We start from the raw sequence: 25,417 nt of genomic DNA, 5'->3' as shown, positions 1-25,417 counted from the left end.
CAGCCTATGCATTTTTCAAGTTAACCCCATGTTACAGTAAAAATGACAGCGTTGTCATTTGTTTTTTGAACAGGGGAAGAATTCTGTGTTCACCCCGCGGGAAGCCCGCGTAAACCGTCAAACTGACACTAAAAAGAGGTCTGATTTTCATAGGAAAAAATCAGACCTCTGTTGTTACATCGTGGTTACTTCACTTCGAGGGTACGACCCTTGCGAGTACCATCTGCCGCCACACCACGCACTTCAACCGGCAACTTGGTTACCGCAACCTGTCCCTGATAAGGCTGCCAATTACCACCGGCCTCGCGGTATTCAATACCCAGGCCCGGGAAGGCGATATTGGCCGACAGCTTGCCATCTTCAATCCGGGCGCCAACTGTGGGTACACGGTAGTGCACACCGGCCAAATCCAGCTTGGCCAGCTCTTTATGACCAAGGGTGTTGGCCATCTGCTGCCAATCGGCGGCCTGCAGCGCACGGGCTTCGGCGCTGAAAGTGCCACTGCTCTGGTTATAGAGCGCGCCTTCGTGGTTGTAGGGTACTTCCCAACCCGGCTTGTGCCAGGCACGCTCCGCCAGCATCAGCAGGCGGGGGAAAATCATGTACTGGGCCTGCTCGTCACTGCGAATGGTTTCGCTCCACAGCTGGCCCTGCACGCCATAGAAGGCCTTACCAGGCTGCATAGGCTCGCTGATAACCTTGCCCGCCTCATCCAGCTGCTTTGTATCGTCAGCTGCGAAGGGGTTGTTCTCGATATCCAGCCATTGCTCCGCATTGGCCGGCAGGTTACCCGGCATAAAGCCGAAAACCTTCTGGCTGTTGGTGGCGCGGCTCGCCCAGTAGTAGCCATGCTCCTTCGGATCGGCCTCGTATGGGAAATCGAAATACAGCACCTCAGGGTTAGACAGTACGACTTCCCAGCCAAGGTTAGCCTGCTTGTGGGCACGCTGATGACCTTTGTGAGCGACCACATCCCAGATGTTGCTCTGGTTCATGGCAGGCATTTTTTCCGGGCGGGTGTGGCTCATGCCATCACTCCAACCAGCGGGTTCAATGCCCTTGTCGTGGAGCATTTTGGCCACCCGCTCGATAAAGTAAGCACCCAGCTCACTCTTGTCGGTCACGCCCTCGTCGTTATTGGCAATAAAGGCCTCACACTTGGGCGACTCAAGCCAGGCACCGGCGGTTTCATCGGCGCCAATGTGATAACGGGTCAGCGGTTGACCGGCTTCTTTGTGGAGCTTGGCAATTTCATCAATCACCTTGTCAACAAAGTGGTACGTCGACTCAATACACACGTTGAGGGTGTTGTCGTCGTAGTACTGAATAGAGCTGTAAACCGTCTTATCTTCCGGGTCGATAAGGCGATATTCTTCAGCGCCCTTGATATCGCCCACCTCGGCGAGACGACGATACCTGGCTTCCATGGCTTTGACGGCAGCGCGGCTGTGGCCGGGCATGTCCATCGACGGGATCACCTGAATTTGTCTGGCGGAGGCGTATTTCAGGATCTCAATATAGTCAGCCTTGCTGTAGAAACCATTGACCTTCACATCGGCATCCGGACCACTGCCAAGCTGCGGCAACAGACAGGTGTCTTCAGCAAGGTCGTGACAACGTTTGCTGCCAATCTCAGTCAGCTCCGGCAGGCCGTCAATCTCGAGGCGCCAGCCCTCATCATCACCCATGTGCAGGTGCAACTTGTTGAGCTTATAGGCCGCCATCTGGTCAAGCAGGCTCAGCATAAACTCTTTGGAGTGGAAGTTACGGGACACATCCACGTGCATGCCGCGAAAGCCGTATCTTGGTTCATCTGTGATGGTTTGAGCGCTGATAACCGACTTGCCTGGCTGCACAAGCGCTGCCAGTGACGACAGACCATAGGCAAAGCCGGCATTGGTGGCGGCTTTAATCTCGGCGCCCTCTGGGCGAATAAGGAGCTTATAAGCTTCTGCACCAAGTGAGTCATCACTTACCAGCTTGAGCTTGGCACCGTTCGCAGCCTCCTCAATACCGAGGCGGGCAAGACGTGCCAGCGCAGCATCGATGGCGGCTTTATCCAATCCCTGTGGCAGTTCAACGGCAATACCGCCTGACAAGTCCAGCGTACCAAGGTCCGCTTCCAAGGTTTGCGACAAAGGCGCAGGCACTATGCGCTGTGCCGCTGCGGCAGGGTCAGCAACAAGCGACTGATTGGCCCCGAACAGCACTGGCGCCGTTGCCCACGGCAGTTTGTCATTGTCGGTACGACGATACTGCTTGTCGGCATCGGTAAAGGCTTCAACGTAGGGGCGCAGCTCAAGGCCGGTTTCGGCTTCTACCGCGAGCCTGGTGCTGGCAATTACCACAGGCTTAAGTCCTGGCGCGGTAATGTAATAATTGGGCATGGCATCGGTTTCAGACAGCTGCCACAGCTCACCGCGAAACGCCAGGGTCTGACTCTGGTTGGCCTTGAATCCGCCGAAATGTTCGGTTGGCTTGATGCGGTGCAAATCGCCTTTTACATGCTCAATCACAAAGTCTGTGCTTTGCACCGACTGCACCGGGCGCATCTGGCTGTAATAGATTTCAAAATCGCGGCCGTCGAAGTCGATGGGCGACGTCAGCACAATTTCGGCCTGAAAGCAGCGGCCTTCGCCTGCGTCTTTTTTGCACTGTTCATCGGGTCTGTTGGTGATCACCCGATATTTCACGTCCAGCCCATCGGCGAAGGCCTGCAAACTGGCCTGACTAAGCACCGAAGGCTCGGCGGCAACGGCAGCGAGCTCGACCGGGGCTTGTGAGCACCCACTGACACCGAGGGCGAGAAGAATCGCAGATGCGGCTAAGGAAAATTTCATTGTTGTCCTCATTTTTCCTGTTTTTCAGGGCTACAACCTGAATGAGTTTACAAGTGCCCGCAATCTTTCCCCCTGTTGGAACAGGCGCTCACCGGACTGCGCCAACGAGGCGCTGTCTGCTGAGGCCGAACCTGAGATGCCGGCGAGATCGTTCAAACTTCTGGAAATATTTTCAGTGACGCTGGTTTGCTCGGATGCAGCATGGGCCACTTCGGTATTCATTGCGTTGATATTGGAAACCAGGCGGGTGACGCTGGCAAGCATGGATTTGATTTCCTCGGCCTGCGACAACGACTTATCCGACAGCTGCTGACTGGCGCCCATCACGGTAACCGTATCATTCACCCGGGTTTGCACCTGCTGGATCATCTTTTGAATTTCGCCGGTGGCTTGCTGGGTACGGCTTGCCAGGGTGCGCACTTCGTCGGCCACCACGGCAAAGCCCCTGCCCTGCTCTCCCGCCCGGGCAGCTTCAATGGCGGCATTCAGCGCCAGCAGATTGGTCTGCTCGGCAATGCTGTTAATGACCACCACCACTTCATCAATCTTTTGCGTTTCCTGCTGCAGCTGCTGCACCGATACCGCGCAGCGACTGAGCTCATCCACCAGCTGCCGGGTCAGTCCCAGACTCTGGTCAAAGCGGCGCTGGCTCTCATCCACCTGAGCATCGGCTTCGGCCGCGGCTTCGGAGGTGCGCAGGGCATTGCCTGCCACCTCGGCAGCACTGGCCGACAGCTGGCTTACCGCCGTCACCGCGGCTTCGGTCTCCTGACGCTGCTCCTGCACCCTCAGATTATTGGCGCCGCTCAGGCTTCCCAGGGTTCCCGCCCCTTCGATTAGCTGGACAGCGGTTTCCTGCACCTTGGTTACAGTGGCATGAATTTGTTCAATAAAGGCATTAAATGCCGATGCCAGACGGCCAATCTCATCCTGACTTTCCACCGGCAGCCGCCGGGTCAGGTCGCCATCACCGCTGGCAACATCCTCCATCGCCGATACCACATGGGCCAGCGGAGTAATCACTAACTTTTTGAGAATAATGACGATGACCACCATAGACAGCAGCAAAATCAGTGCGCCCTGGGCCAGCAGCCCAAGCAGCAGTGCACTGAGCCGCGCCTCGATGGGCGCCCGGGTAAAGGTCACGTCCATCTTGCCGGTGGGTTTGCCGTTGTCGCTGAAGCTGATGCTCTTTTGCTCAAGACCGGCATCTTCGCCGGTATTACTGCCAACACTGGCCATGGGCTTACCGCGATGGTCGAACACCTTAAGCGCGGCAATTTGCTCCTGCTCCAGCGTCACCGACAAAATCGCTTCTATCTGTTCAAAATCATAGGTAAACACCGGCTGAGCCATGGTCACTGCCAAGCTGGCAAGTGTGTCTTTTTCATATTCGGCAAAGGCCTGTTCAAGCTTTTGCTTTTCAAATAAAAAGGTCGCACCAAACAGCAGCACCATCAAGCCTGACAGCGCCACCGCCAGGCCTATCTGCACCTTGAGAGCCAGATTATTATTCATTTCACCCCCTCCATACTGAACAGATCGAGCCATAACTCAGGCCGGTTTACCGGCGTCTGCGGGCTCAAATCCGGCGTATTCAAGCGGATGATGACCCGTTCATTGAATTTGGCGATGCGATAGAGCTCGTCGATTTTCAGCTCTTTATTGAACATGCGATCGAAACTGCCATCAGCAATCATGGCCTCAAGGCCAAGGTTCAAATCCTCGGCCAGCGCCTGACGTTTGGGGGAAACAAAGAAGTACGCAGGACTGCGGTATTGCAATAAGACGTGGCTGTCGACTTTCAGCGCCGGATCAGGATGTTTAGCCAGCTCATCCCAGATTTCCTGAGCGCCCAGCGCCAGATAATCGAAGCGACCGCCTTCGAGCATGGGGTAAAGGTTTTTGTATTTGTAACTGGTAATCAGCGGCAAACCGTTGGATTCGATAATGGTAGCGTCGGGCCAGTAACGGTTTTGACCTGCCCGAAAAGCACTGAAATCCTGTTTGTTTTTAACCTTGGCAAAACGGCCCTGATCCGCATCACGGATGATAAGCAGCCGGTTGCCCAGCAGCCCTTTGAACAAGGGCACCCTGATGGGTAATACGGTACGTTCGAGTTCGGCTGAGGTCATGCTCCAAAAGATATCAATGTTGCCCTCAAGCGCCTCTTCAACCTTGCGCTTTTGGTTCATCTCGGAGCTAAGTTGGGAAATCTGATAGTCAGTGCCCGAGCGCTTCAGCGCCTCGGTAAGCAGAGTGAACTGCCAACTGTTGGGAATGGTAGTGACAAGAGATGCGTCAGCGGCTTGGCACGGCAAAGCGCCGGCAAGGGAAACCGAAAAAAACAGTGCGTAAAACCAAGACCTTGTTTGCATTGTGCAGCCCTCTTTTATGGCTTTCGCCATGGGGGTTGTCGTTGTTTTAGTACCGCCAATACCCGGGCTTTTTGGTCAATCACCCAAAAAAAGGGCTGGGCACTGCGTACAGCACCCAGCCAACAATAGTTTCTGGGGAGAGACTATTTAAGTTTAAATACAAGTACATAGCCGCCCGACAGATACGTACTTGCCAATAAACACATGAAAAAGGAGACCTCATCCCTTTCATGCAGACCTTACAAGACAACAAAGCCACACAAGCAAATGACAACGCTGTCATTGGTTACATTACACAATGCGGCACAGGATTTCTACAATTTTTTGACATTTTTTCGTCGCTTCTGAGAGTCATTCGTTATAACTATATTTTTCAGTAAATTACGAAATCAGCTTCAACAGACAACCGAATGACAGCGATGTCATTCATTGCTAAAATCTTGGACAATCTGCCAGCAGTTATCAAGAGTTGCTGCGCCGACTCCTTCTAATTCCATCGCCGTTGGCATAACAACAACCTAAAAGGAACGGCTTTGCAAACTGAACTGACACTACACAAGAGCCGCTGGCTCTGGCCACTGCTGCCGTTAATAGCCCTGGGCCTATGGCTGATGTGGGCAAACAGCCTTGGCGACCTTTCTGAGCTGCTCGCATCCCATGGCCGATTCATGCTGCTTGGGATCAGCGGCGCTATCTTTGCCAACAGCACAGGCGCCGGTGGCGGCGTTATTTTTATTCCCGTATTCGATGCCCTTCAGTTCACCCCGGTCCAGGCGGTGGCGACGTCCTTTGCGATTCAGTGTTTTGGCATGACAGCAGGCGCCCTCAGCTGGAGTTACCATTTCAAGAAACGCCATGCGAAGGACTGCGAATGGCAGATGTTACCCAAGGCCGTGGTCTGGACAGCGCCTGCGGCAATTGCAGGCCTGTGGCTGTGCCAGGGGCTTGGGCTGCAATCCCCCGCCTCGCTGCACACCAGCTTCAGCATCTTCTCGATTCTGTTGGGCGCCGCCATTATTGCCAATAGCGTAAGAAAGCAGACCAAGGCGCATCGCACTGCCCTGAGTCAGTGGGATCTGCTGGCGCTACTTGGTATCGGGCTTGGCGGAGGCATCATCACCGCATGGCTGTCGGTGGGTGTGGGTGAGCTTATGGTGATTTACCTGCTTATCCGCCGCTTCAATGCGCCCATGTCGGTGGCGGCAGGCGTCATAGTGTCGGCCCTTACCGTCTGGTCAGCTGCACCGCTACACTTGGCTCCATGCAGTAACGCACTGTTTGAACTGGTACTCTTTGCCGGCCCCGGCGCCATTATCGGCGGCATACTCGCCCGCAAGCTGGCACTGGTGTTACCGGTCAAAGGCCTTAAACTGTTTTTCGCCTTCTGGATAGTGCTCACCGGCTGCGTGATGCTGGTGCAGTGATGGGCACACATTTGCTGTTAACCATGTGGTGACATGTTCCACAACCATTGATAACATCGGGTCTTCGGTGTCCGAACCCAGCTGCAGTTGATGAAGCTGGCGGCTCTTACGGTGGAGTTTTGAAACCGGATACATGACTCTTAGATAAAGGATAATAAGAATGACTGCGCAGTACGTTCCTCTCAACAACAGTGTTCACAAAAATATCAAAGTTAAACAGGCGCTTGAACTGAAAGAGTTTGAAAAGCACCACATGCTTCCTTTGGTTGTACAGGAATTTATGCCTGCCGCTACCAGCTTCCCTATCATCTTCGCCAAGAACACCGAAAGCGGTGAATTCCAGCCAGTGGCCATCACCTCGCTGCAGCCTGAAAGCAACCAATTTATCAAGGACGGTAAGTGGACCCAGCGTTATGTGCCTATGCAGCTGCGTGTAGCCCCCTTTATCGCAGGCCCAGATGAAACCAATGAAAAACTGATGATTGGTATCAATCAGAACAGTGAACTGCTGAGCGAAGAAGAAGGCGTGGCGCTGTTCGACGAGCAAGGCGAGCAAACCGAATTTTTGAAAGACCGTGTGAAGTTCATCGGCCAGCTGTTCGACTTCCGTGAACTGACCAAGCAATTCGTTAAGACGCTGGCTGACCATGACCTGCTGCATCCCAAGACTCTGACCGTAAACGGCAAAGATGGCGCCAAAGCCAACTACGACGGCATTTACATGGTTGATGAGCAAAAGCTGCACCAGCTGAGCGACGAAGCCAAACTGGAGCTGTTCAATAAAGGCGCCCTGTCAGCAATCTATGCTCACTTGGCCTCTTTGAACCAGATTGACCTGGTTATGGGTAACTGAGCCTGTACAGCACGTTAAAGAAAAGCCGGGGTATGCCCCGGCTTTTTTTATTTGGGCGGGAAACCCACCTCAATGATAATACAGCGCCGAGGCAACCGACTTTCATGGACGGTGGTTGCATGAAGCTGTTTTGCATCATGGCAGATCAGACGCCCAGGCTCAGACTTGAGTCGGTACTGTCGTGACTGTGCAAATGTGCTCAAACTACCGAGTCTCATCTCATCACTATCATCATCCAGAAACACCAAATCGGCGCCGTTATCCGGTACATCGACATAGAAAATCGCCACCATATGGGGTATGACCCAATCATCGGCGGCATGACGATGTGCAACCGCCTCGGATCCATACGACATTTCATTTGCCCACACCCGATGGAATTTAAACTTCCTGATGTCCCGGGTTTTATCAAACCCCAAGGCCTTGGCCGCATCATGCAATTGATACATCAGCCAATGCCCAAGTCGAGTCTCACGCACCTTGAGGATGTTCAGCAGGTCTAGTTGATCAGCCAAATGTACTGACGACAGCGCTCTGCCACCGGCCGCATCCGGCACGTTTGCTTTAGCCAACACACTGGGGTGCTGCAGCAGCTGCTCTAAGATGTTGCTCCACAGGCGCAGCTCATCTCCGTGCTCCGCTTCGTTAACGTCAGCCAGCCAAACACCGCTGTCAAAAATGGGGGTGTACATAAAGTTACCGTTAACCCGCGCGGGCCATTGCTGCTTTCAAACCGTCCAGCCAATCTTTATGAGCCAGTAATTGTTTTGGTGCAGCCTCGACCATTTTATTGTTCAATTCCAACAATTTCTGGCTTTGTTCAATCTCCACCAGGGTTATGGCTTTGGCTTTAGTCTTAAACTTCATCCCATAAAGTACATAGAGGAAGTTTTTGTCATCAAACAAGTCGAACCGAGTAAAGAAATCAGACTGTTGTGGCGGACGAATGGCAAATTTAGCCAAGCGCTCTTTCAGTTCGTCGGACCAGGTTGCACTGTTACGGTTGTCATCCCAGAAACCGGTATCCTGCCTGTCAGACAAGCAGTAATGCAGTTTAATGAAATCGATGACGCGTTCCCAGGCGTAGGTCAGAACCTTGTTGTAATAGGGTCTGACGATATCCATGTCGTCAGAGTCTCTGGGGAAGTTCTTGGCCAGCAGCTCGGCTGAAAAATCAGTGACCAAAATGGAAGTCGCTTCCAGCGGCTCAACAAAGCCCTGAGCGAGTCCCAGGGTGGCACAGTTTTTTGCCCAGAATTCCTGACGGTAGCCTATCTGCATCGGAATTTTCCGCGGGCTGATGCTGGCCTTATCAACACCGAGATATTGAGCAAACAGGGTGTGGGCCTCGTCGTCACTCATATATTTAGAGCAATAAACAAATCCGGTACCACGGCGGGTGGTGAGTGGAATATCCCATATCCAACCGGCCTTATGCGCGGTAGCCGTGGTATAAGGTGCCAATGCTTCTCCCTCTTTCAAAGGCACCTGTTGCACCATCACAGAATCGGTGAGCAGTTCATGGCCCTTATCCACAAATGGTACATTCAGCACCTTGTCGAGCAATACCGAATGAAATCCACTGCAATCGACGTAGAAGTCGAAGGCAAGCTCTTGTCCATTCTCAGTTACCAAGGCTTTAATGGCGCCATTGTCATCCAGTAACCCGCCTGTCACCGTGGCGTATTGATGCTTGACGTTAAAGCGGGATTTGGCGTTTTCGGCCAGTAAGTTTGCAAACTTTTGAGCATTAAAATGATAGGCGTAGGACAAGTCTCCGACGTATTCGCCGGAACTCTTCTTCTTCGGCGCCAAACCTAATTCACACACCCGGCCTTGAATACTGACTTCATCAAAAGGCTGGTTACCGTCTTGAGTTAACCAGTAGGGAGTAACGTCATATCCACTTGGATAAGGGATATCAAAGGGATGGTAATAGTGATTCTCGCCATGAAGTTTGGGATCCAGCCAATTGACAAATTTTATCCCCTGCTTGAAGGTGGTATCACATTTGACCAAAAGCTCAGCTTCCGAAATGCCAAAGCGTTTCAATGACTTCATGATATACGGAACCGTGCCCTCACCGACACCTATGGTGGCGATATCCGGCGACTCAATCAGGGTTATTTCGATTTCAGCGTCGCCGGCAAGTTCGGCGCCAAGATGGTTGGCAGCTAACCAACCTGCGGTTCCACCACCTAATATCGCAATAGTCCTTACTTTCATTTCTATTTTCCGCCCAAAATAAAAAACCCAGCCTAGACTGGGTTTTTATCACACATACAGATTAGAAGTTAAAGCTGGCACCCAGTTTATAGGTGGTTTCACCTTTAAACGACCAGGTTGGGTAGCCATCCTGCAGTGCAGGCTTAACCGCAGTACCTGCACCGGCAGCACCGTACTGTACGTCATCTTCTGCAGTCAGGTTAATCACCTCAAGGCGCAGAGCGATGTTCTCAGTTACAGTCCAACCCAGAGTCAGGTCCAGAGTACCGAAGTCATCGTGCATACGGTTGCCGTAGTATTTTCCGTATTCACGCACCATGTACTCGCTACGCCAGTTGTAAGCAGCACGGGCTGAGAAAGTATCATTTTCCCAGTAACCAACCAGGTTGGTGGTGTGCTTGGAAGCTTCAGTGAATACACCAATGTTGTCGGTGTACACTTCAGCAGGCGCAGTACCGTCAGTGAAGGTGTAGTTGGCGTTGATACCGAAACCGTTGTCCCACGCATGGTTCAATTGCAGTTCGATACCATCGATAGAGCCACCACCGGCGTTCATATAGCTGTCAACAATCCAGCTGTCGGTGCCCAAATCTTCGTTTACTACACCAATCGCCTTGGTTTCTGGCGTGGTAGCTACGATAAAGTTGCTGATATCTTTGATGAAGTAGGTAGCAGCAAACAGGTTGCCATCGCCATAGTAGTACTCGATGCTGACGTCAGCCTGAGACGACTTCATTGGCTCCAGACCTGGGTTACCATAGGTGATCTGCTCGTTGCCTTGACGGTCATCTGGATAGCCTGATGAAGTAGACAGGAACAGGTTGTCGTAGTTTGGACGAGTGATTGCCTGACCAGCAGCTAAACGCAGGATAACGTCATCAGCCAGATCGAATGCCACGTTTACGCTTGGCAGAACGTCATGGTAGCTATCACTTACAGTGTGAACTTCTTCGCTCCAACCTGCATTGATGCCCAGGTTGTTTGCTGGCGAGTTGTCGATCACGTGACCGCTTGAAGTCACGTCAGACTGGATATAACGCAGGCCGAAGTTACCACGGAAACCTTCACCTTCGAACGAGAACATACCGTACAGAGACAGGTTTTCTTCGTCGATCTTGCCATAGGCAGGACGGCTGTAAACGAACTCATCAACCAGAGAAATGGTAGAGTCGATCATGGCATCCAGGTTGGCTTTTGGAATGGTCCATTCGTCATAGCCCAGCTTCATGGTGCCGCCGTAAAGATCGGTGCTGTTGAATACGTTAGGCTTGCTGCCATACACAGCGCGATATTCTTCTTTTTCGAAGGTGTGCTCAGTGTAGCGGATACCGGTTTCAAACTTGTTGATAACACCCAGATCCAAATCGAAGTCGAAATCTACCTGAACGTAAGCTTCTTCGTCCGTGTTAGGACCTTGGATACCAGTCCACTGAGAGGTACCTACTGTAGTGTCGAGCTGGTCCAGACCGAAGCTCATGTCGCGACCATTGATGTCGATTTGCTTGCCGGTAGCATCTACCACGCCAGCCCATTTCACATCTTTGAACTTGTCGCCCCACCAGCCGTAGCCGAAGTTTGCACTCATCTGAGTACCACCTTCAGCCTTGGTCTGACCGGCCACGGCAGCAATGGAGTAACCGTCACCGTCGTATTCCATGTTCAGTTCGTAGGTATCAGAGGTCATCTCACCCTTACGAGCCCAGTTCTGGAAGAACACGTCAGTTGGTGCGCTTTCTGGAGTATCGCTATAAGTACATACGCCAGCGGCGTTGAAGCTCTGGCAGTTAGAGTCACCGGCACCCCAGTTGGTGTCAGTGTTGATATACATGTTAGCACCGATGCTGTCTGCGCCGAGTTTAAGCGACAGAATGTGCGCACCGAACTCCAGGTTTTCAGTTGGACGGAACTGGAGAGTAGCGTCAATAGCAGTACGTTCCTGGCTTTGCAGGAAGCTTGAAGGCTGAATAGAGGAACGACCGCCCCAATCCAGATCGGCTTCGGTACCTACACGCAGGTACTCACGATCTACATAGGCACCAGATACCAGAACACCGAAGGTTTCGGCTTCGTTCTTCCAGCTATAAAGACCAGACACTTCAGGTGCCCACTCTTCGTTGATTGAACCGTACTCACCCTTTACAGAGCCGAAAATGGAATTGGCTTCCATGTCCAGTGGCTTGCGGGTTTTCACGATTACAGTACCACCGATACCACCTTCAACGAGGTTGGCCTGAGTGGTCTTGTATACTTCCATACCGCCAATCAGTTCAGCTGGCAGCATGGAGTAGTTGAATGAACGGTCAACGTTCATCTGGTCATACCAACCAGTAGAAGCAACGTTTTGACCATTCAGAGTGGTAAGAGTCATCAGAGGATCGGTACCACGGATAGATACGGAACTACCCTGACCGAAAGTGCGACCCACAGTCACACCAGGAACACGGCCCAACGCCTGACCTACGTCAGAGTCTGGCAGCTTACCGATATCTTCGGCAGTTACAGCATCAACTACGGCATTGGAGAAACGCTTTTCATTGATGTTGGCTTTGTTTGAAGCGCGGATACCGCGAACTTCGATTTTTTCAATGTTGGCAGTTTCGTTGGCAGCTTCTGCAGCCACTGCACCTACTGATACCGCACCACCGAGGAGGATAGCGATATTGGTAGCGAGGACACTCTTTTTAAAGGTAGATGGTCGCATCTCGTTTCCCTTCCATATTATTTTTTATGTTTTTTGCATCCATAACCATTCCCGAGGGAATGACAACGCTGTCATGTCTAGCGCAAACATTACACAATAATTAACAGCGTTACCACAACAAAATAACTCAGGAACGAAAAAAAATGTTTCCAGTACAAGGGTGACAAAAGCCACTTACAAGAAACACCTTTTGTGAACAGCATGTTATCACAGTCATCTTAAATGAGGATGAAGCTACGAGTCGTGGTCAGCAGCCACAATCAGGGAAAAGGCGATTGCCAATCCCGATAAAAGTCAGCACTATACGTGAAATATTCTCAAGCAAACCACATGCAATATCCGGTATACATAATGGCGGTCTCTGTCGGCAGCCAGCGGATAAAATGCAGATAACAAACTGAATAATTGAGCTTTTAGATGAAAGTCACCATCAATGATGTCGCCAAGTATGCCGGGGTTTCGATTAAAACCGTTTCCCGGGTAACCAACAACGAGCCGTCGGTAAAGCAGTCCACCATTGATAAGGTGAATGAAGCCATTAAGGCCCTGAACTATCAGCCCAACCTGGCTGCGCGCAATCTGGCGGGCACCAAATCTTATGTTGTCGGTTTTATTTACGATAACCCCAACGCCTACTACATCATTGATATGCAAAACGGGATTTTGTCGGCATGCCGCAATAAAGGCTATGAACTGCTGATCCACCCCTGTGATGCCAAGGCCGACAGCATTTGTGACGAGTTGATGGCGCTGGTAAAGCATGCGCGTTTGGCCGGTTTGGTACTGACGCCGCCGTTATCGGAAGACCCAAAAATCCTTGCCGCACTGGACAGCATAGACGCCCACTATGTACGCATTATCGCCGGTGATGAATCCAAAGAAGACAGCTGTGGCCTTACCGTACTGGTGAACGACCGTCACGGCGCAGTGTCCATCACCCAGCACCTGATAGATTTGGGCCACGACCAGATTGGTTTTATCAGCGGTGACGAGCAGCACGCGTCCACCAAAGAGCGCTTCGCCGGCTTCTGTGATGCTCTGGCCGACAATGGCATTCCGCTTAACCCTGAATTTGTGGTCGATGGTGAGTATTCGTTTGAATCGGGCGTAGAGGGTGCAAAAGCGCTGTTGTCTGCCACGCCGAGGCCAACGGCTATCGTGGCCTGTAACGATGAAATTGCCGCGGGCGCCTTGTTTGCGGCGCGTTTGATGGGAGTGGATATCCCCGGTGAGATATCAATTGTCGGCTTCGAAGACAGCCCCTTCTCGCGTCAGACCTGGCCCAAACTCACGACTGTGCATCAGCCAAACGAGAAAATCGCCCAAATTGCGACCGAGCTTCTTATTGCCCATCGAAGAGAGTTGCGCCAGGAAAGCGCCAAGGTATTTACGCCAGAGCCTGTGGTGCGCGACTCGAGTGCAGCGCCGCTGCGTTAACCCATATATCAGGGCAGCATCAATGCTGCCCTGTATCGTTTTACCGTTTTGATTAATGCAGCTTCAGCTTGGGGCGCTGCCATCTCAACAGCTTTTGCGCCAGCCGATATACCATGGCAGAAAACCAGCCGAACAAACTCGCCAGGTGGCGGTGATACAGCGACAAATACATGAACCTGGCCACGTGGCCTTCGATAAAGAAATCACCGCTGCGAAGATTGCCCATTAAATTCCCGACTGCAGAGAATCGGCTTAACGACACCAAAGAGCCATAGTCATGGTACTCAAATGGCACTTCGGCTTTGTCTTTGAGCCTGTTAAGGATATTGCGATACAGGGTTTCAGCCATCTGCGATGCCGCCTGCGCCCTGGGAGGAACCGGTTTACCACTCGCCAGGATGAGCTGCGCGCAGTCCCCCATGGCATAGATATCTCTGTGGCCTTTAACTCGCATACAGGCATCGACTTCAACCTGATTACGCGGCGTAATGGGTAATTTTGTCAGATCCGCAAACACATCAGGCCCTTTAACACCTGCGGCCCATACCTTAATGTGCGCTTCAATCAGGGTGCCATCCTGGGTGATAAAGCCTTCTTTTGTCGCCTCTTTTACCTGCACGCCCAAATGCAGATGTACGCCAATTTTATCTAGCACAGCCTGAGCCCGCCCGCTGACTCTATCGGGTAACTGCGGCAGAATTTTAGGGGATGCTTCCACCAAATGAATATCCAGATGCTGCTTAGAGATGTTTTGATAGCCAAATTCTTTAACCGACTCAACCACGTGGTGCAGTTCGGCCGCCAGTTCAACGCCGGTTGCGCCAGCGCCAACAATGCCGATACTGAGCCGGGTTTGGGTTTCATTAAGCAGCATCAAGCCGTCAAGCAGACGGCGGTGGAAACGCTCGGCGCTTTCCAGGTTGTCCAAAAAGATGCAGTTTTCGTCGGCGCCTGGCGTATTGAAGCTGTTTGAAACACCACCGAGGGCAAGCACCAAATAATCATATTCGATGACCCGCGGCCCCATCAGTAACTCGTTATTGTCACTGTAAAGTGCGGAAAGTTGGATGGTTTTCGCATCGGGATCCAAGGCTTCGAGTGCGCCGCGTTGATAGCGATAACCATTTTTAAGCCCATGGTCGCGGTACAGTAATCCTTCAATGGACTGGTCAATCACGCCGACTGCGACTTCGTGGAGTTTGGGTTTCCAAATGTGGATAGGGCTTCTGTCAATCAGCAGAATGTCGGCCTTACCTTTTCGCCCTAACTTGCGGCCCAACATGGATGCCAAAGCCAAGCCTCCGGCCCCGCCACCTACTATAACGATGCGTTTCGTACCCACTGTTTACCTCCCTCGCCCGATCTGAGGCAGTTATAACACAGCTCCGGATGAAGACAAGCTAAGCAATTAAGTTAATTAGAAATATATGCCAAACTTTACACACATAAGCAGTCAGTTAATTTGCAAATAAAAATCCTTACAGTGCATTAAACCAGGGTCGACCTTGATTACGCTTGAATGACAGAGTTAGCCACTAAAAAAGGGGCCCGAGGCCCCTTTTTATGATTTATTCAGCTAACTTAAACCGCTTCTTCGTTTTCTTCACCGGTACGGATCCGGATCACCCGCTCGATATCAGTAACGAAAATCTTCCCGTCACCAATCTTACCTGTGCGAGCGGTATCGACAATAACATCAAGGGCTTGATCCAAAAGATCATCCTGGATAACCAGCTCAATCTTCACCTTGGGCAGGAAGTCGACCATGTATTCAGCACCGCGATACAGCTCAGTATGACCTTTTTGGCGCCCAAAGCCTTTAACTTCAGATACCGTCATACCGGTAATGCCAATTTCCGCCAGCGCTTCGCGCACATCATCCAATTTAAAGGGCTTGATAATGGCTTCGACCTTTTTCATCCACCCGCTCCTGTAGGGAAGTTGTTGTTAATGACACAAGCTTAACATGTATTGCTCTCGGCCATGAAGGGCGCATTCGCGAATTCTGAGCACTGAACTATACTCAAATTCAACCAAACTTTTTCACGGACGAGAAAGATGAAAACCAGCAAAGGATTGACGCTGGTGGAGCTGATGGTTGCCATGGCGGTATTCGCCATTCTGGCAGCTGTTGCTCTGCCCTCACTCGCAACACTTCAAAATGCCATTCGTGCCGACTCCAAGATTCGGGAAATAGACGCGCTGGCGAAACTCGCACGCAGCTACGCGATAAGCTATGGGGTTAGAGTTACCTTGTGCCCGATTGAAAACAGCTGCTGCTCGGATAACTGGGCCAGTGGTTTTTCTTTGTTTACTGACACAGGAACCACAAGCTGCCTTGATGGTACAGACAGGATTATCCAAACTTTCCCCGCCATCGACCCCAGCGACACCCTGCAGTTTAGTCGTCGAAGCTTACGCTTCCTTCCCGAAGGACTGGCGTCTGGCTCAAACGGAACCTTTAAGTTTTGTGCTGGTTCCCCGTCAGGCGACCATGGTAAATCATTGATTATCAGTAACGCTGGCCGCATACGACTGGGTCAGGAAAAGGTAAGCTGCGAGTAAACGGAAAATTGTCAAAATATCCTTTTGTGACAATTAATTGTCGTAATTTCAATGATGAGAAACAGCTGAATTATCCCGATAACTGACGTATACTCAAACGATATACGTCTTCGAGGATAAGCTCATGCACACCCCATCAAAAGGATTTACGCTGGTTGAAGTCATGGTGACCGTTGTTATAGCGGGAATTCTGGCTGTGGTTGCATTGCCATCGTTATCCTCTTGGTACGATAGAGCAAGGGCCGACAGTGAAATCAGAAAAATTCAGGATGCGCTTAAGTTTGCGAGAAATCAGGCGTTTTCTTATGGTGCGACTGTGGGAGTTTGCCCGGCAGGCGCATCAGGTTGCGGTACTGACTGGAAACAAGGCATAAGAGTATTTCTTGTACGACCTGATAACACTCAAGAAACGCTCAAACTCATCAATGCGTTCAATGCTAAGGACAGCGTTAAAGGCCTGAACGTTACATTCACTCCAAATGGTTTAGCGTCTCAGGCTATCACCTTTACTTATTGCCCTAAAGGTGAAACTACCTATTCTAAAAGTATCGAGCTTTCTGTCACAGGTCTCATTAAAACGGCCAGTGATGGGCAGAGCTGCAGTTAACTCACCCTGCGGCAGATATTTGCTCTACCGCAAGGTGTTGTATTGGCTATTAGCGTAAGGTCTTCGTATCAAGCTTTCGTGCCAGCTTGTCAGAAAAGTCCTCTTTTAAAGAGACACATTCGTGCACTTTTTTGATGTAATTGGGGTTACCTTTCGAATCCTGAAGTCGTTTGCCGACCAACCTCATTTGATTTTTTTCAACATCAGCAGGTTTCCAACCAAAAAAGACAATTTTCTGCCCCTGACTGGCTGTTACAAAGCACTTGTAGTCACTCTGCTCTGCCCAAGCATGTCCAGAAACAGATAAAATGACCACAATAGCCGCTAGATTGATTAGCTTCATTTCCAGCACTCCTGATTAGGTCCCTTAACACCGGTGTCGGTAATCGTCAAAGTGGTGCACTCAGTGTCTCTTGAGGCCTGAGCCCCCTGAGGTGTTGCTGTGATGGTAAAACTTGCGCCAGAATCCGCCGTTGTCGCGTCGACCGAGTAATGCCCATTCTCTGAAATAAAGGGGTCAGCCGCCAATCCCAGTTTAGTCATATCAGCGGCGTAAGTCCTGTGGTCGAGATAGTACTGCTCTTGCAAGTTAGCAACTCTCATTACTGCAGCCTGACCTTCTGAACGATTCCCTTTCGCGGCATACTTCACGTATGACGGGTAGGCAATTGACGCCAATATGGCAACTATACCTACAGTAATCAACACTTCAATCAGCGTATAACCGATAACCTGTTTCTTCATTCCAATTACTCGTCCACGTGAAAGTAGATTTTATTCGTGTCAAGACCGGTACCTATGTTGATAGTACCTTTATATTGCCCATTTTCATCCTGCTCACCTTTACCCACACCGATGATGTAGGCTTGAGGTTCCTCCCCTTCCTTGGGTTCAGGGATAACAATTTGAGGCGTGTCTGGCACCCGTTCACCCAGCTCATAGTAAACCTGGCTGTAGGTCCTGGTTCCCTTATGTAAATCAAATACGTAGAGTCGCCCTTGCCCTGAAAACCCACATATGCCAGCGTCCAGATCTACGGTTTGATCGGTCGGGGGGATAAATGAGGTGAAATATACCTTGCCGTCAAAAATCAATGATGCAGACAAGGTTTTTTCACCGGCCATATTGAAATCGTAGTACCAGCCGCGCTTGGTGCCAAAAGTGACGTTGTCTGCTTCTGACGATGGCGGATTCGACGAGACATCGTAGAGATCTGCAATCGTCAGGGCCGCAGGTGTATCAGTATCACTAAAATGCTTAGACACCACATTCCTGTCCTGGAATACATAGAACATATCGACGGTTGTAGCATCCAGCGGGTGTGTTCTGTTACCGGAACCAACAGTTACTGCATCATAGGGAATTGTCTGATAAGACAATACGCCGCTTTCCGAATGAAGATTGGTGAACTGAGTCTGAGCAACTGTCGGCTCAGCAAAAAACATCCGATTGTTGGGCGAAGTACTGCCGATAGAGGCAAACTTAAAGGTCGTCCAATCTCCAGGAACCTTGTTTGCCAAGTCCATACGCCATACATTGCCACTTATATCGGTAGCATAGATTCTGTCGGTGGCACCATCGTTATTACTGTCAAGAACAGCAACTTTGTTCGGAATGGCGTCCATATCATCATGAACAAAATGATGTATTTTTTTACCGGTTAAGGCTTCTACAATATAAACACCCTTACCTTTACCAGCGCTGGAATCACCATAGCCTCCACCAAATATCAGCACAGGGCCATCCACACCGGGAACCGTAGTGACGACTGGCTCAGACCATGTCTGGCCTAAATTGGTGAATCCATCCGAGCTCGGGTTGATCACCCAGCCAAGCACTGGCGAGTCGGGTGAAGTAATATTCAATGCGTAATAAGATGAACCACCTCTGCGCATACCTATGTATACCCAGGCTTCAATCACCTTACCCGACGCATCTGTTTTGGTGTAAGCAACGGGTGATGAGTCCAAGCCATACACATTATGCGTTCCAGTTGCTTCGTTTTGTCTCAGAGCAGGTAAGTTATCGATTAGCTCTGCCGGAATAAAAGCCCAGGACTCATCAACAGTACCAACGCTGTAATCATTGCTGCCTGTATCAGAGTCTTTGAACATGTGCAGCAAACCTTGGTTAGTGCCTACCAAGACTCGCACATCCAAACTTGAGGTGGATTCGCCAAAGTTAATAGCCAACGGTTTGGAGTGCAGAGGGTCTCCCATAATATCTTCACGGGCATCCGTAACAATTGGTTTTCCATCAGCATCAAAATCATTGTCGTCGTTGTCAACATCGACGCCATACAGCCAATCCAGATGAGTCTGAACAGCTACAGCTTCAGATTCTGCCGCTGGACTACCGAGCAAACTGTACATCGTTGACTCAGCAACATTGTCAATATCGGTCAAACCGCCAACGTTGGTAAGAATCTTCCTGGATTTTAGCTTTGCCCTCAGCTTAGGCAGTACCCCACCAGAATTGACCCTATTCCCATCGGGAGCACTCGAAGCACATGAGTTCCAATAAGTGCAGGTTGTCGAGGAAATGTTGCCAGCCTCATCAATAGCATTAGCTGTTGGACCAGGCGCGACCAATTCACCAGATGCCGTTACTTTGAGTTTCTTAAGATTCCCACTCCATCTGGGGCCACTGCCAGGAAGAAACATCGCATAATAGGCTGAGTTATAAGTTTGGGTTTTGTCAAAGTTATTACTGGCAATACTGGGCGATGTGAACGAAGAATCGACCGCCAAAATCGTCTTCAGCGCATCTTCCAACGCTGCAGCCAAATCCAGACCCGTTGCAGCCCGATAATAGCCTTTTGATACTCCACTATCATTTCGAGGATTCCCCCCCCTGAAGGCGGCCTCCTCCAACAACTCTGCCGCGGCATCGGCGCCTGCAGAAAAGCCGATTGTAAATAACCTGACGGATTGCTTGTTATCGTTACCCTTGGAGTCTACGGGCCCAGATACCAAATCATTGTTAAACATATATGCTGCGAGCGCAGGGAAATAACTTTCCTTTTCCTCGTCAAGATAAGAATCGTAATAACTCACTGTACTATAGTCAGCCTTGACCTTGGCATTTCCTATTAAAGTACTAATGCTAGTATCTGCGTGATTGTCCAGTGTTGGGGCACCATCTGTAATATAGATTACATAACCAACATCGGGACATTTCTTGAAGGGCGTTGTGTAGTTACCTTCACTCAAAATACTTGGCGGCGTATTAACCTGATATCCGTCAATTTTGTACCAGCCCTTTCCGTTGGCATCCTTATTTCCATAAGTAACAGGCCCACCACTAAAATACTGATATGCTTCGTATAAGGTTTCACAGAGTGGTGTATTAGTTTGTGCTGGCGTACTATTAATCAAAGTTACCAGAGAGTTCACGTTGCTTGATGTCATTTCCTGAATTGGATAAACAATCCGGCCGCCATCCGCATTGCCATCTTCTGGATAGTTTAAATTGAAAATCGCCAAACCAGCATCAATCGGAATACTCAGGTTTTCCAAGGCATCCTGCATTGCTTCCTTGGCAACCTCCAAACGCGTTCCAGTACCACCGCTATTCTGTCCATCGGTAGTTGTAGTGGCCCATTTGTACCAAACTAGATAGTGAGGAGTATAAAGGGTAACTGGGCGGCCTAATGGAGGGGAGGTCGCTGGTCTATCGGAGACATAACCATCTTTAGCACCATTTTGTGGATAGCCATCTGTAGAATAGGTGCTGCCGGGGTTAGAAGGGTCTGATTCATTCCAATCTTGCCAACAATCAAAAATATCATTTTTATTGAGACCCTCATTTTCCTTCAGGTCTTCCCAAGCATAGGTATTTCCGGTTTTGTTGCGTTCCCACATATAACCGGTATATCGACCACGGCTCGCCAAGGCTTTTTTTGCGCCATTACAATTGTTGTTTTCATGAAAAAAACGGCGACTATCCGTTGGGTTTTCGGGTGTCGGCATGGTACTACTGCCGTCTATCCCGCCAGAATTCCAATATATGGCATTGTCGTTAATATAACCGGAGTAACTTTCCGCAAATTCGACGAAATTTGGGTCCAAAGTACAGGTGCCAGCAGTCGCTTCAGCCGGGGAACAATAGGAGCTGCTTGAGTTTTGGTCTTCCGTGGACATACTGCCTGAGTTATCGAAGACGAACAGTACCTGTGGCCTTTTCCCTACCCTAACGTTGGATTCAATAAGATACAGCTCAGTGTCATCACCAAAGCTAACACCAGACATAACGGTGAGCGCAGCGGCCACACCAACGATGGTTTTCCTGAACATAATCTTAATTCCCGGTCAGAACCTGCTGTTCAATCCCTGAGACTATCTGCAACTGCCCCAGTCCCTTACGCCCGTATGTCGTCGTCGTGGTAATTTCCGCACGCCGACAGCTGATGAGATTCGCTCCAGATGCTCTGGAGCTTCGTTGACAGCTGACATCACCCAACGTCAACGGTAATATTTCAGAATCACTATTGAAGGCATCAACTCGCTCTTGAATGCCACCAGCCCCTAAGTTAGCGAGTGCCGCACCTTTATTATTGTTGATCACTCTATCCTGAGCTCCCTGAGCACCGGACATTGCCTCAATTCTTTCAGCACCGGCACCCGCCATACGAAGTGACTGACCGGAATTGACAGCCAAAGCGACACCGATAACCGTCATGATTATCAGGACAATAAGCGCTACAAACAGCACCATGCCTTGCTCTTTTCTCATATCAATTCCTTATCAGTACCGGGTTTTCGAGCACTATGGTTGTTGAAACCACTTTACGCCTGAAATTATCATTGGGCGCTGCAATCACCTTATCTCCCAGGGTGTATTGCACATCATTTTTGTAGGTTCTGTCAGGCTGTACAGATCGAACCAATAAATAGATCCGAAGCGCAACCAAGCGTTGGAACAATTCGTTGTCCCACATTAATGTGGTGACATTTTGAACCGGCATATAAGTATCAGCGGTATCATCGCCGTCATTGTCAAAGCCATACATGATGCGCATATTCTCGATACCTTCCACCAACTGCTCATCGTTGCTCATGCCGGTGCTCGACAGAGTTTTACGCCTCAGTTCCGGAACGCCTGCTGTGTTATTGGCAATGAAATAGACATGATGCTGGTACTCCCAAAACCGCGCATTCTCGAGCACAGGTACCGCGCCACCGGCAAAGAAAATGGCTTGATTTGAGGTGGTCGCCAGATAAAAGCGCCCAGCTGTAGCACCAGCCGCTGCAACATTTGGCCCTATGACTCTTTTGACCTGAAGAACGTCAGTGCCAGACACAACACCTGATGCTCCTAAACAAGTCAGAGAGTCCGCACTGACACCACTTTCATAACCCCAAAGTTTGCGAAAATGAGCTGGCGTGTTATTCGGGAAGGTTGCGTTGTTGGCTCCGGCACCAACGCAGTCAAGGGCAAGAGCGGGAAGAGAGTCCAGCGTTGTGTTACCACCAACAATAAAGTCGGTTCCGGTGATGTCCCCCATAAACCCCAGCTGTGTCAGATCCCGCTCCAGAATCGCCAATGCAATACGGCCATTCTCCTGAAGCTGGCCATACTGACTGGTTGTGGTTACGTTGGTAGCAGACATGGAAAACATCGCGAAAATGCCGCCGGTCAAAAATAACCCTATGACCAAGGCGACCATCAATTCAACCAGCGACAATCCTCGTTGTATCCTTAACTTCGTCAACATCACTGGCTTCCTAGATAATCACGGTATTAATGACAAACACGCGGCGACGGTTATTTTTAGTGCCACAGTCTTTCACAAAGCTATCGGCGGCGGAATCACCACCATCGCTCACCTCACGGATCCCGCGCCAGGTCATCACGACGGTGACATCGCCGGTGTTTTGAACGCGGATGCAGGCGATTGGCTTATCCAAACCACCAATATCACGACCACCGGTGGCCTCAGATGAGCCACTGAAAAGCTGCTCCCACTGATACTTATCCCAATCTCGGGTTTCGGTATTGGTACAAATAGTATTGGCCCCAACGGCAACGTCACAAGATGTACCAGGGTCAGCCAGGCTGCCATTGTAGGTACCAGCATAATTAGCCAGCTCTGGCTTATTCAGCTTCATCCGGCTGATGATGTCAGACGCAAAATACGCCGCCTGAGTCTGCTGGAAAGATTCAAAGCTACTCTGTTTGGCGACTGTGTGAAGATTGAATATGCCAATAAGGCCAATCACCAGTATGACCAGTGCGACCATCACTTCAATCAAGGAAAATCCATTCCTGTACTTTTTCATCGGTGTCAAATCTCCCGAATTCGACATTTTTTTGACGACCAAACCAGAAAATTACCCTTTAAAATCTTAATCTTAAGTCTACATTTGATTCTACAGGTTAATCATAGTTGAGTCGATTGTTTGCTGCCAGTAACAATAGCATCTAAAAAGATGAACCATTATACCTAGAACTTTACGCCAATAAAAAAAGAGGCTTGCGCCTCTTTTTTAACATTTTCTTTTCAAACAATCACCTAAGTTCGACTGGTACCGCAAAAACAACGTCTTCTTTGCGACCTTCGACCTCTGTCACCACGCTGGGGGCCAGATGGGTAATTGCATCGATAACCTGCTTTACCAGCACTTCCGGCGCTGATGCACCGGCAGTAACAGCCACTTTATCCACGCCAGCGAACCACTCGGCCTTCACGTCAGCCGCACTATCGACAAGATAGGCCTGGGTACCCGACTTTTCGGCAAGCTCCCGCAGGCGGTTGGAGTTGGAGCTGTTTTTCGAACCCACCACGATAAATAGCTTGGCCTGAGTCGCCAGACTGCGCACTGCATCCTGGCGATTTTGAGTGGCGTAGCAAATATCGTCCTTGCGTGGTCCCTCAATGGACGGAAACTTCGCCTGCAGAGCCGCGATGATGTCCAGAGTATCATCAACCGACAGAGTAGTTTGGGTAACGAAGCACAGGTTATCCGGGTCTTTCACCTGAAGCGCTTCGACGTCTTCCACCGACTCAATCAGATAAACGCCCCCCTCAGGGTTATCGTACTGACCCATAGTGCCTTCAACTTCCGGATGGCCTTCATGGCCAATCAGGATGCATTCAACCCCTTTGCGGCTGGCACGGGTTACCTGCAGGTGCACCTTGGTCACCAGCGGGCAAGTGGCATCGAATACCTTAAGGCCACGCTTTTTGGCCTCGGCCCGCACCGCCTGCGACACCCCGTGGGCAGAGAAGATCACTATGCTGTTGTCCGGCACCTGATCCAACTCTTCGACAAAGATCGCACCACGGTCTTTGAGGTTTTGCACCACATAACGGTTGTGCACCACTTCGTGACGCACATATATAGGTGGCGAAAACAGCTCAAGGGCGCGCTCAACGATGCTGATGGCACGGTCAACCCCGGCACAAAAGCCGCGTGGATTGGCGAGCAGAATGTTCATCTGTCCAGTCATCAGAGCTCCTCCAGCACTTCCAGCTCGAAGGTCACAGCCTGACCGGCCAGTGGATGGTTCAGATCGACCGTCACAGAATCGCCGGCCACATCACGGACAATACCAGGAATTTCGCTGCCACCGGGGCCTGCAAAACTGACTATCACACCGGTTTCCAACTGCATATCGGCAGGGAAGCGGCTGCGATCGAGATGATGAATCGCATCTGGATTCACATCACCAAAGGCATCCTGTGGCTGCAGGGTAAACTTGTGTGAATCACCGACCTTCAGTGCGCCAAGCTCAGCTTCAAATGCGGGGCTCAGGCTGCCATCACCAATATTGAGGCGCGCAGGCTTACCCGACGCCTTGGTACTGTCGGCGGTAGAGCCGTCAGACAAGAGAATATTCATATGGCACAGCAACGACTTTTGGCTCATGTGTTACTCCTTGATGGCCTTGTCATCCGAGCTGGACGCTTTAAAGCTGTCGATAATAATCAGCACGGCACCAATAAAGATGGCGGCATCGGCTATGTTGAACGCCGGGTAATGGGCGGTGTTCCAATAGAAATCGAGGAAATCCACCACAAAGCCATGTTGCAGACGGTCAATCAGATTACCAAGCGCTCCGCCAATCACCAGGGTGTAGGCCAAATTCAGCCGCACCATATTGGCTGGCTGCTTACGCAGCCAAATGGTTAACAGCACACTGAAGCCCACGGCCACCGCCGTAAACAGCCAGCGCTGCCAGCCCCCTGCATCATGCAGGAAGCTGAAAGCTGCGCCATAGTTGCGCACATAGGTGAAGTTAAAAAACGGCAGCAGCTTGACCGACTCGTACAGGTCAAAGTTGGCCAGTACCCACTGCTTGGACAGCTGGTCGGCCAAAAACACCACCACTACTACCCAATACCAGCGCAGGCCACTTTCTTTCCAATTCAATTGCATGGCCA

General features: G+C 50.6%; 22 protein-coding genes. 5 read left to right on the top strand and 17 right to left on the bottom strand.

The annotated features are described in order from the left end of the window. Positions 1-185: 185 nt before the first annotated feature. The 3 genes from STH12_RS02340 to STH12_RS02330 are packed head-to-tail and all read right to left on the bottom strand — an operon-like array spanning position 186 to position 5,218. The gene (locus STH12_RS02340) at positions 186-2,840 is read right to left on the bottom strand and encodes a family 20 glycosylhydrolase (protein WP_126166073.1); all 2,655 of its coding nucleotides are present in this window, start codon (positions 2,838-2,840) and stop codon (positions 186-188) included. A gap of 30 nt (positions 2,841-2,870) precedes the next feature. After that, positions 2,871-4,358: a methyl-accepting chemotaxis protein gene (locus STH12_RS02335; RefSeq protein ID WP_126166072.1), complete on the bottom strand. Its 1,488-nt coding sequence runs from the start codon at positions 4,356-4,358 to the stop codon at positions 2,871-2,873. Beyond that, on the bottom strand, positions 4,355-5,218 hold the full coding sequence (locus tag STH12_RS02330) for a substrate-binding periplasmic protein (RefSeq protein WP_126166071.1): 864 nt from the start codon (positions 5,216-5,218) through the stop codon (positions 4,355-4,357). Before STH12_RS02330 ends, STH12_RS02335 begins: the two co-directional genes overlap by 4 nt. Positions 5,219-5,751: 533 nt before the next feature. Between STH12_RS02330 and STH12_RS02325 the strand changes: the two genes are divergently transcribed. Then, entirely contained in the window at positions 5,752-6,642 is an 891-nt protein-coding gene (locus STH12_RS02325; protein ID WP_237158717.1) for a sulfite exporter TauE/SafE family protein, read from the top strand. A 160-nt stretch (positions 6,643-6,802) separates the two neighbouring features. After that, entirely contained in the window at positions 6,803-7,495 is a 693-nt protein-coding gene (locus tag STH12_RS02320; RefSeq protein WP_126166070.1) for a SapC family protein, read from the top strand. Between the two features lie 47 nt (positions 7,496-7,542). On the opposite strand, the gene STH12_RS02315 is transcribed toward STH12_RS02320, so the two are convergent. From STH12_RS02315 to STH12_RS02305, 3 genes are all read right to left on the bottom strand, one after another. Continuing rightward, positions 7,543-8,187, bottom strand: a complete 645-nt coding sequence (locus STH12_RS02315) for a putative 2OG-Fe(II) oxygenase (RefSeq protein WP_126166069.1) — start codon at positions 8,185-8,187, stop codon at positions 7,543-7,545. Between the two features lie 10 nt (positions 8,188-8,197). Further along, positions 8,198-9,721: a tryptophan halogenase family protein gene (locus tag STH12_RS02310; protein ID WP_126166068.1), complete on the bottom strand. Its 1,524-nt coding sequence runs from the start codon at positions 9,719-9,721 to the stop codon at positions 8,198-8,200. A gap of 61 nt (positions 9,722-9,782) precedes the next feature. Then, on the bottom strand, positions 9,783-12,422 hold the full coding sequence (locus tag STH12_RS02305) for a TonB-dependent receptor (RefSeq protein ID WP_126166067.1): 2,640 nt from the start codon (positions 12,420-12,422) through the stop codon (positions 9,783-9,785). Positions 12,423-12,839: 417 nt separating this feature from the next. Between STH12_RS02305 and STH12_RS02300 the strand changes: the two genes are divergently transcribed. Continuing rightward, positions 12,840-13,859: a LacI family DNA-binding transcriptional regulator gene (locus STH12_RS02300; RefSeq protein WP_126166066.1), complete on the top strand. Its 1,020-nt coding sequence runs from the start codon at positions 12,840-12,842 to the stop codon at positions 13,857-13,859. Positions 13,860-13,911: 52 nt separating this feature from the next. Here STH12_RS02300 and STH12_RS02295 read toward each other — a convergent pair whose 3' ends face one another. Then, a complete protein-coding gene (locus STH12_RS02295) occupies positions 13,912-15,201 on the bottom strand; it encodes an NAD(P)/FAD-dependent oxidoreductase (protein ID WP_126166065.1) in 1,290 nt (429 codons plus the stop codon). Positions 15,202-15,440: 239 nt separating this feature from the next. Continuing rightward, complete coding sequence (gene glnB / locus STH12_RS02290; protein ID WP_126166064.1) at positions 15,441-15,779, bottom strand: nitrogen regulatory protein P-II; 339 nt, start codon at positions 15,777-15,779, stop codon at positions 15,441-15,443. A gap of 138 nt (positions 15,780-15,917) precedes the next feature. Here glnB and STH12_RS02285 point away from each other — a divergent pair, with 138 nt between their 5' ends. Both STH12_RS02285 and STH12_RS02280 read left to right on the top strand, forming a co-directional pair. Beyond that, positions 15,918-16,424 carry a GspH/FimT family pseudopilin gene (locus STH12_RS02285; protein WP_126166063.1) on the top strand — a complete coding sequence of 169 codons (507 nt, stop codon included), beginning with the start codon at positions 15,918-15,920 and terminating at the stop codon, positions 16,422-16,424. A gap of 124 nt (positions 16,425-16,548) precedes the next feature. Continuing rightward, on the top strand, positions 16,549-17,031 hold the full coding sequence (locus STH12_RS02280) for a GspH/FimT family pseudopilin (protein ID WP_126166062.1): 483 nt from the start codon (positions 16,549-16,551) through the stop codon (positions 17,029-17,031). Between the two features lie 49 nt (positions 17,032-17,080). Here STH12_RS02280 and STH12_RS02275 read toward each other — a convergent pair whose 3' ends face one another. The 9 genes from STH12_RS02275 to lspA form a co-directional block, all read right to left on the bottom strand. Then, complete coding sequence (locus STH12_RS02275) at positions 17,081-17,374, bottom strand: TapY2 family type IVa secretion system protein (protein ID WP_126166061.1); 294 nt, start codon at positions 17,372-17,374, stop codon at positions 17,081-17,083. Continuing rightward, positions 17,371-17,775: a type IV pilin protein gene (locus tag STH12_RS02270; RefSeq protein ID WP_126166060.1), complete on the bottom strand. Its 405-nt coding sequence runs from the start codon at positions 17,773-17,775 to the stop codon at positions 17,371-17,373. The genes STH12_RS02275 and STH12_RS02270 overlap by 4 nt, the downstream gene beginning before the upstream one ends. 5 nt (positions 17,776-17,780) lie before the next feature. Then, a complete protein-coding gene (locus STH12_RS02265; protein ID WP_126166059.1) occupies positions 17,781-21,326 on the bottom strand; it encodes a pilus assembly protein in 3,546 nt (1,181 codons plus the stop codon). Positions 21,327-21,330: 4 nt separating this feature from the next. Next, positions 21,331-21,765: a pilus assembly PilX family protein gene (locus tag STH12_RS02260; RefSeq protein WP_126166058.1), complete on the bottom strand. Its 435-nt coding sequence runs from the start codon at positions 21,763-21,765 to the stop codon at positions 21,331-21,333. Position 21,766: 1 nt separating this feature from the next. Then, the gene (locus STH12_RS02255; protein WP_126166057.1) at positions 21,767-22,747 is read right to left on the bottom strand and encodes a PilW family protein; all 981 of its coding nucleotides are present in this window, start codon (positions 22,745-22,747) and stop codon (positions 21,767-21,769) included. A 10-nt stretch (positions 22,748-22,757) separates the two neighbouring features. Then, complete coding sequence (gene pilV, locus STH12_RS02250) at positions 22,758-23,312, bottom strand: type IV pilus modification protein PilV (protein WP_126166056.1); 555 nt, start codon at positions 23,310-23,312, stop codon at positions 22,758-22,760. A gap of 229 nt (positions 23,313-23,541) precedes the next feature. Further along, entirely contained in the window at positions 23,542-24,471 is a 930-nt protein-coding gene (gene ispH / locus STH12_RS02245) for a 4-hydroxy-3-methylbut-2-enyl diphosphate reductase (RefSeq protein WP_126169390.1), read from the bottom strand. An 11-nt stretch (positions 24,472-24,482) separates the two neighbouring features. Next, positions 24,483-24,902 (bottom strand): FKBP-type peptidyl-prolyl cis-trans isomerase, encoded by a 420-nt coding sequence (gene fkpB / locus STH12_RS02240; protein WP_126166055.1) that lies wholly within the window; start codon positions 24,900-24,902, stop codon positions 24,483-24,485. A 3-nt stretch (positions 24,903-24,905) separates the two neighbouring features. Then, entirely contained in the window at positions 24,906-25,412 is a 507-nt protein-coding gene (lspA, locus tag STH12_RS02235; RefSeq protein WP_011759041.1) for a signal peptidase II, read from the bottom strand. Positions 25,413-25,417: the final 5 nt, after the last annotated feature.

The sequence above is a fragment of the Shewanella khirikhana genome, from assembly GCF_003957745.1.
Classification (GTDB): domain Bacteria; phylum Pseudomonadota; class Gammaproteobacteria; order Enterobacterales; family Shewanellaceae; genus Shewanella; species Shewanella khirikhana.
The sequence above is the reverse complement of the archived record's forward strand: the minus strand, read 5'-3'. Positions and strand labels throughout refer to the sequence as shown.

Bases quoted from the DNA above. Each gene is read 5' to 3' on its own strand.
- pilV (WP_126166056.1), bottom strand. From the start codon at position 23,312: ATGAAAAAGTACAGGAATGGATTTTCCTTGATTGAAGTGATGGTCGCA.
- STH12_RS02315 (WP_126166069.1), bottom strand. From the start codon at position 8,187: ATGTACACCCCCATTTTTGACAGCGGTGTTTGGCTGGCTGACGTTAAC.
- ispH (WP_126169390.1), bottom strand. From the start codon at position 24,471: ATGAACATTCTGCTCGCCAATCCACGCGGCTTTTGTGCCGGGGTTGAC.
- STH12_RS02335 (WP_126166072.1), bottom strand. From the start codon at position 4,358: ATGAATAATAATCTGGCTCTCAAGGTGCAGATAGGCCTGGCGGTGGCG.
- STH12_RS02265 (WP_126166059.1), bottom strand. From the start codon at position 21,326: ATGTTCAGGAAAACCATCGTTGGTGTGGCCGCTGCGCTCACCGTTATG.
- STH12_RS02330 (WP_126166071.1), bottom strand. From the start codon at position 5,218: ATGCAAACAAGGTCTTGGTTTTACGCACTGTTTTTTTCGGTTTCCCTT.
- STH12_RS02255 (WP_126166057.1), bottom strand. From the start codon at position 22,747: ATGTTGACGAAGTTAAGGATACAACGAGGATTGTCGCTGGTTGAATTG.
- lspA (WP_011759041.1), bottom strand. From the start codon at position 25,412: ATGCAATTGAATTGGAAAGAAAGTGGCCTGCGCTGGTATTGGGTAGTA.
- glnB (WP_126166064.1), bottom strand. From the start codon at position 15,779: ATGAAAAAGGTCGAAGCCATTATCAAGCCCTTTAAATTGGATGATGTG.
- STH12_RS02310 (WP_126166068.1), bottom strand. From the start codon at position 9,721: ATGAAAGTAAGGACTATTGCGATATTAGGTGGTGGAACCGCAGGTTGG.
- STH12_RS02260 (WP_126166058.1), bottom strand. From the start codon at position 21,765: ATGAGAAAAGAGCAAGGCATGGTGCTGTTTGTAGCGCTTATTGTCCTG.
- STH12_RS02270 (WP_126166060.1), bottom strand. From the start codon at position 17,775: ATGAAGAAACAGGTTATCGGTTATACGCTGATTGAAGTGTTGATTACT.
- STH12_RS02305 (WP_126166067.1), bottom strand. From the start codon at position 12,422: ATGCGACCATCTACCTTTAAAAAGAGTGTCCTCGCTACCAATATCGCT.
- STH12_RS02300 (WP_126166066.1), top strand. From the start codon at position 12,840: ATGAAAGTCACCATCAATGATGTCGCCAAGTATGCCGGGGTTTCGATT.
- STH12_RS02275 (WP_126166061.1), bottom strand. From the start codon at position 17,374: ATGAAGCTAATCAATCTAGCGGCTATTGTGGTCATTTTATCTGTTTCT.
- fkpB (WP_126166055.1), bottom strand. From the start codon at position 24,902: ATGAGCCAAAAGTCGTTGCTGTGCCATATGAATATTCTCTTGTCTGAC.
- STH12_RS02320 (WP_126166070.1), top strand. From the start codon at position 6,803: ATGACTGCGCAGTACGTTCCTCTCAACAACAGTGTTCACAAAAATATC.
- STH12_RS02285 (WP_126166063.1), top strand. From the start codon at position 15,918: ATGAAAACCAGCAAAGGATTGACGCTGGTGGAGCTGATGGTTGCCATG.
- STH12_RS02280 (WP_126166062.1), top strand. From the start codon at position 16,549: ATGCACACCCCATCAAAAGGATTTACGCTGGTTGAAGTCATGGTGACC.
- STH12_RS02340 (WP_126166073.1), bottom strand. From the start codon at position 2,840: ATGAAATTTTCCTTAGCCGCATCTGCGATTCTTCTCGCCCTCGGTGTC.